Origin of the sequence: Kitasatospora sp. NPDC059722, assembly GCF_042733235.1 — a bacterium.
Classification (GTDB): domain Bacteria; phylum Actinomycetota; class Actinomycetes; order Streptomycetales; family Streptomycetaceae; genus Kitasatospora.
The window spans coordinates 1-4,989 of the sequence record NZ_JBHWGD010000206.1; the positions used below are offsets into that span (position 1 = coordinate 1).

A 4,989-nucleotide genomic window follows, 5' to 3' on the forward strand; every position below is an offset into this window, starting at 1 on the left:
GGCGCGCCACCGGGCGCGGCCCGGCGGCCGGGCCGAGGCAGCGGAGAATTCCGAACGGACTGTCAGTGCGGCGGGCTAGGGCGTGTCTTTCGGCTCAGGTCAGAGGGCCGCGGCGTCAGGGTGCGTGCATCGCAAGGCGGAGGAGGGAGTCCATGCGGAGCATCGGCGACCGACGACAACGCGGCGAGGCGCGTGCCCTGGCGTCGCGGCACCTGGCCTGAGCCGAAAGACACGCCCTAGCGTTCGGACATGTCGACCATCACGTACGTCCGCGGCGACGCCACGGCGCCCCAGGCCAAGGGCGTCAAGGTGATCGCACACGTCTGCAACGACCTCGGCGGCTGGGGGAAGGGGTTCGTCCTCGCCCTGTCCAAACGCTGGCCGGAGCCCGAGGCCGCGTTCCGGCGCTGGCACCGGGAGCGCGCGAAGAACGACTTCGGGCTGGGCGCACTCCAGTTGGTGCAGGTCGAGCCGTACGTCTGGGTGGCCAACATGGTCGGCCAGCGCGGCATCCGGACCGGGCGCTCCACCGGAGTGCCGGTGCGCTACGAGGCCATCGACACCGCGCTGGCCGCCCTGGGCGAGCGGGCGGCCGGACTGGGCGCCTCCGTCCACATGCCGAGGATCGGCTGCGGGCTGGCGGGCGGGCGCTGGGAGCGGGTCGAGCCGCTGGTGCGGGCCCGGCTCGCGGAGCGGGGGGTGCCGGTGACGGTGTACGACTACTGAGCGGCCTCGGAGCCGTCCACGCGGTGCGCTTCGACCGGCCAGGTGTACTCGTACTCGGGCAGCACGTGGCCGCCCGGGAACACACCCTCCTGCTCGGCCGTCCGCCGGCCGCCCTCGCGCTCGTAGAAGGCGACCGCGCGGGTGTTGTCCCGCAGCACCTCCAGGTACAGCGCGGCCCCCGGGTGCCGTGCGGCGACGTGTGCGCGTGCCTCGGCCAGCAGGGCGCGGCCGATGCCGCCGCCGGTACTGCCGGGCCGGACGTGCAGGTTGTCCAGGAGCACCCGGCCGTCGGGCTGCGGCACGAGGTAGGCGAACCCGACGACCTCACCGGCCCGTTCGGCGATCAGCAGCTCGGGCGTGTTGTCCGGGCCGCCGTAGTCGACGGTCAGCCGCAGTTCCCACAGCTCGCGGCGCTGGGCGGCCAGCCCGTCCCCGAGCGCCTCGGCGGGGACGATCCCCCGGTACGCCGTGCGCCAGCTGAGCGCGTGGAGGTCCGCGACGGCACCCGCGTCGTCCGCCCCACCGCGCCGGATGGTGGTCTGCTCGGAACCGATCATGTGACGAGCCTCCCACACTCGCGGAGTTGAACATGTTCAATCCAGCCCGCTACAGTTCGAGCATGCTTTTGAACGCGTTCGAAATGAGCGGGGGCGGAGCGGCGGCACCGGATGCGGAGGGGGCATCCGGTGCCGCGTGCACCGACACCGGCTGGAACCTGGTCTCCGGCTAGGCTCGTGGCGTGGCAGACCTGGAAGCGAGCAACGAACCGGACGGGACGACCGGAGCAGGAGTCCCCGACGGCACGGAGGAGACGGCGGCGGCCCCCGCGGCGGCCGGCGCACCAACCGCCGAGTCGCGGGGCAGCCGCGCCCAGCCGAAGACGGACAAGAGCGAGGCCACCAGGGCGCTGATCCTGGAGACCGCGATGCGCCTCTTCCAGGAGCGCGGCTACGAGAAGACCACCATGCGGGCCATCGCCACCGAGGCGGGAGTCTCGGTCGGAAACGCTTATTACTACTTCGCGGCCAAGGAATTCCTGATTCAAGGGTTCTACGACCGGATGACCTACGACCATGCGGCCGACGCCCGGAACCGCATGGCCCATACGCGCGACTTCGCCGAGCGCCTGGAGATCGCGCTGGCCTCCTGGCTCGACACGGCCGCGCCGTACCACGAGTTCGCCGCGCAGTTCTTCCGGACGGCCGCCGACCCGACCAGTTCGCTGAGCCCGTTCTCCAACGAGTCGCACCCGGCCCGGGCGACCGCCGTCGCACTGTTCCGCGACGTGCTGCAGGGCTCGGACCTGGCGCCGAAGCTGGACGCCGAGCTGGTCGAGCTGCTGCCCGACGTGCTCTGGCTGCACCTCATGGTCGTGGTCCTCTACTGGGTCTTCGACCGGACCGAGGAGACCGAGCGGACCCGGGAGTTCGTCCGCCGTTCCACCCCCATGGCGGCCCGGGTGATCAACCTCTCGCGCTACCGGGTGTTCCGGCCGATCGTCCGCGATGCCAAGGGCCTCATCCAGGACTTCATCCTGCCCACCATCGGGAAGACCGCCATCAAGTAGGGCGCCGCACACGGCGCCTGGGAATGCCGGGACCCGGCCCACTCGCAGGTGGGCCGGGACCCGGATCGCCCGGGCTCAGAAGCTGTCCGGGTTCCAGGCCAGCAGCGGGGTGCGCAGCAGCAGGTCGGCCGCGGCGGCCGCGCCCGGGCGCAGCTCGGTGACGAGACCGGCCGCGGCCAGCCGCGGGAGCGTCTCGCCGCCCAGGTAGAGCGCGCCCAACTCGGAGGCGCCGAGGGCGAGATCGGCCGCGTCGTCGGTCGGCGTGCAGCGTCCGGTGCCGTCGGCGGCGACCTCGATCGCCCAGCGGCCGGCCGCGAAGCCGAGCCGGTCCTCGACCTCCAGCACCACGCGCCCGGGTGCGCCGTACGTGCGGGCGTTGAAGGCCGCCTCGACGTCGAGCACCCGCAGCCAGGTGAAGTCGGCGTTCTCCACGTACGGGGTGGCGGCGCGCGGGTCCTGAAGGAGCAGCGGCAGCGGGTCGTCCGGGCCGATGTTCTCGACGACGACCTTGCGCACCCAGTCGACGGCGAGCACGAACCGCCACAGCTCGGCCGCCGTCGCCCGGTCGAGGGCGAGGAAGTCGACCACGGTGAGCGTGCAGTTCGGGTAGCTGCCGTCCCAGGTGTCGTCGACCCGGTAGGCCACCGCACCGGTGACGGTGCCGTCGGGCGCCCGGTGGACGGCGACGAACGGCTCCTTGAACTCGAAGCCCGGCACCTTGATCTCGCCGGTGTTGCGCTTCCACCACAGCTCGTCGCGGGCGAGCGCGCCGGGCTGGGTGAGCCGCCAGCGGTCGTGGAGCTCGGGCCCGGTCTTGCGGATCTCCTCCATGGTGACGAAGTCGATCCGCCCGCCCGGGACGGTGGGCAGGCCCTCGCGCAGGCCGCGGGTGCGGTTGAGGTCGACGTTCCAGCCGTGGCCCCGGGTGGCCGGGCCGAAGCCGTAGCGGCCGTAGATGTTGTACTCGGCGGCGATCAGCACGGCGACCGCGGAACCGCGCCCGCGCGCGGCGGTCAAGTCCCGCCGCATCATGGCGCTGAGCAGGCCGCGCCGGCGGTGGGTGGCACTGACCGTGACGGCGGTGACGGCGTCGGCCGGGACGGTCGCGCCGCCCGGGACCGTCAGCTCGACGTCGAAGCTGCGGAAGGTGGCGACGCAGCGGCCCTCGTCGAAGCCGCCGAGCACCCGCCCCGGCTGCCACTGCAGGCGGCGGAAGTCGGCGGCGCTCTCCACGTGCGAGCGCAGGAAGCCGAGGGCGAGCGCGCGGTCCCACGCGGCGACCTCGTCCTCGGAAATCGCGCGGATCTCAATCCCGTTGACCGTCTCGACGGCCCCTTCGTCGGTCGTGTTGCCCATGGGGCCACGGTACGACCGGGCCCGGATGGACGGCATCTCATTTATTCGTGCCCGATCCGTACACGACCCGCCGTGCTCACCGACGTGCTCACCGGGTGTGCTCCCCCGGCCGCACCGCCCAGTGCCGGCAGTGCAGCACGCGGTCCGCGAAGTCGACGTCGCGCTCGCCGAGCAGCCGGAACCCGAGCGCCCGGCAGATGCCGTTGGACGGCCCGTTGGTCACGGCCGGGAACGCGTGCACCTCGCCCCAGCGGCCGTCCCGCGCCGCCGCGTCCAGCAGCTCCCGGACGGCCGCCTTGGCGAGCCCGCGGCCCTGGAACTCGGGCAGCACCATCCAGCCGACCTCGGAGAGGGCGGCGCCGTCCTCCTCGTGCGACCAGAGCGCGATCCCGCCGGCCATGACCTCCCCGGCGCCGTCCGGCACGACGATCGCCTTGATCCACGACCGGTCCTCGGCGACCAACCGCACGTCCTTGCGCAGGCGCTCGGCCACCGCCTCCTCCGGCAGCGGCCCGCCCAGCTCGGCCATCATCACGGGGTCGCACCGCATCCGCACGTACGTCCCGGCATCGCCCTCTTCGACATCCCGCAGCCGCACCAACGCCTCCTCGCCGACGATCGGAACCCCACGCTAGCGGCGGCCACCGACAAGACCGCCGGAACCGGCCGGTCGGCGGCTCCGTCCTGGGCCTGCCGCTCCCTGAGCCCCTACGGGCGGGCGTAGAAGTCGGGGGTGCCCATGATCCAGAGGCTGGCCTGCTTGACCGGCATGCCGACGCGCGGGGCCTCGATCATCTGGTCGTCCCCGATGTAGAGCCCGACGTGGTGGATGTCGGCGGCCCGGCCGGTGTCGGTCCAGAAGACGAGGTCGCCGGGTCGCAGGTCGCGGTAGCGGACGGGGGTGCTCTGGGCGTACTGGTCGGCGGCGAAGTGGTTGAGCTCCCGGCCGCCCTCGCGCCAGGCCATCATCGTCAGCCCCGAGCAGTCGTAGCCGGCCGGGCCCTCGCCGCCCCAGATGTACGGCAGGCCGATCTTGGAGCGGGCGAAGGCGACGGCGGCCGCCGCGCCCTCGGCGGACCACGGCCGGGCGGGCGGTGCCGCCGGGGTCGCCTGGGCCGCAGCCGCAGCGGCAGCCGCCTCCGCTGCGGCCTGTTCGGCCGCCGCCTTCTCGGCCGCGGCCCGGGCGGCGGCCTCGGCCTCGCGGGCGGCGATCGCCTCCAGGGCCTCGTGCCGCTGCCGTTCCAGTTCGACGGTGGTGTGCCGGGCGGCGGCGAGGTCGGCGAGCAGCTGCTCGCGGCGGCGGCCGATCGCGAGGACCTCGCCCTGCTGCGCCGCCAGCA

6 protein-coding genes are annotated in these 4,989 nt (G+C 73.5%); 2 read left to right on the forward strand and 4 right to left on the reverse strand.

Features of this window, described 5'->3' with window-relative positions:
- Positions 1 to 249: 249 nt before the first annotated feature.
- Complete coding sequence (locus ACFV4F_RS42240) at positions 250 to 726, forward strand: macro domain-containing protein (RefSeq protein WP_380435754.1); 477 nt, start codon at positions 250 to 252, stop codon at positions 724 to 726.
- Here ACFV4F_RS42240 and ACFV4F_RS42245 read toward each other — a convergent pair.
- Positions 720 to 1,283: a GNAT family N-acetyltransferase gene (locus ACFV4F_RS42245; protein WP_380435752.1), complete on the reverse strand. Its 564-nt coding sequence runs from the start codon at positions 1,281 to 1,283 to the stop codon at positions 720 to 722. The genes ACFV4F_RS42240 and ACFV4F_RS42245 overlap by 7 nt on opposite strands.
- Positions 1,284 to 1,465: 182 nt before the next feature.
- On the opposite strand from ACFV4F_RS42245, the gene ACFV4F_RS42250 reads away from it, so the two are divergent.
- Positions 1,466 to 2,293, forward strand: a complete 828-nt coding sequence (locus ACFV4F_RS42250) for a TetR family transcriptional regulator (RefSeq protein ID WP_380435750.1) — start codon at positions 1,466 to 1,468, stop codon at positions 2,291 to 2,293.
- Positions 2,294 to 2,368: 75 nt separating this feature from the next.
- Here the strand turns inward: ACFV4F_RS42250 and ACFV4F_RS42255 are convergent, their stop codons facing one another.
- The 3 genes from ACFV4F_RS42255 to ACFV4F_RS42265 all read right to left on the reverse strand — a co-directional run.
- The gene (locus ACFV4F_RS42255; RefSeq protein ID WP_380435748.1) at positions 2,369 to 3,649 is read right to left on the reverse strand and encodes a GNAT family N-acetyltransferase; all 1,281 of its coding nucleotides are present in this window, start codon (positions 3,647 to 3,649) and stop codon (positions 2,369 to 2,371) included.
- A gap of 88 nt (positions 3,650 to 3,737) precedes the next feature.
- Positions 3,738 to 4,247, reverse strand: a complete 510-nt coding sequence (locus ACFV4F_RS42260) for a GNAT family N-acetyltransferase (RefSeq protein WP_380435746.1) — start codon at positions 4,245 to 4,247, stop codon at positions 3,738 to 3,740.
- A gap of 110 nt (positions 4,248 to 4,357) precedes the next feature.
- Positions 4,358 to 4,989 (reverse strand): C40 family peptidase (locus ACFV4F_RS42265; RefSeq protein WP_380511144.1); only part of this gene is annotated, 632 nt, incomplete at its 5' end.